Below are 807 nucleotides of genomic sequence, written 5' to 3' on the forward strand. Positions count from 1 at the left end.
TGACCCGACTTATGGGCCGTTGGGGGCAGGACGTGGCCTATTACGTGCCCGATGCCCTGCCGCGTGTGCCGAACACGGTCAGCAGCCACCGGGGCATCGAACGGCTGGCACTGGCCAATCGGGTTGATCTGGAAGTCGCCCGGCTGGGGTTGGAGGCCACGGCCAAAGCCTATGGCCTGACCGATGCGACCCGTACCCTGACCGATCTCGAAGTCATCGCCGGGGCCGAAATCGAACGGGAGGAAGAGAACGGCGAGATTGAAACCAGCGTGTCACCGCAGGTCGAGTTTGAGTTCGTGATCCCAATCTTCGACAGCGGCAAAGCGCGGCTGCGCAAGGCCGAGCTGAGCTATCTGCAAGCGGCCAATGTGCTGGCCGAACGCGCGGTGAACGTCCGCTCCGAAGCACGTGCTGCGGCCACGGCCTACCGCTCAAGCCACCAGATTGCGCGGCACTATTCGGACGTGGTGCTGCCGCTGCGGCGTACCATCGATGAGGAGGCACTGCTGAGCAACAACGGCATGATCACCAGCACCTTCGACCTGCTGAATGACGCCCGCGAAAGGATCGGGAGCCAGCTTGAAGCGGCCAATGCCAAGCGTGAGTTCTGGCTGGCCTCGGCTGGTCTGACTGCCGCAATCTACGGCGGTGGCAGCGGCGGCGGTGGTGCCGGTGGAGAGACACAAATCGCCGCCGGTGGCGGCGGCGGACATTGAGACAAGGAAGCAACCAGATGATGAACAGACGTCAACTGCTGGGGGCCGGTGCTGCGGGTGCAACGCTCGTGTCCTCCAAAGCATGGGGGCA

1 protein-coding gene is annotated in these 807 nt (G+C 63.9%); it reads left to right on the forward strand.

The features are described from left to right. A partial coding sequence (locus tag A3722_RS15015; RefSeq protein WP_150120502.1) for a TolC family protein occupies positions 1 to 716 on the forward strand: 716 nt, incomplete at its 5' end. Between the last annotated feature and the right edge of the window lie 91 nt (positions 717 to 807).

Source organism: Sulfitobacter sp. HI0027 (assembly GCF_001634775.1).
Lineage (GTDB): Bacteria > Pseudomonadota > Alphaproteobacteria > Rhodobacterales > Rhodobacteraceae > Sulfitobacter.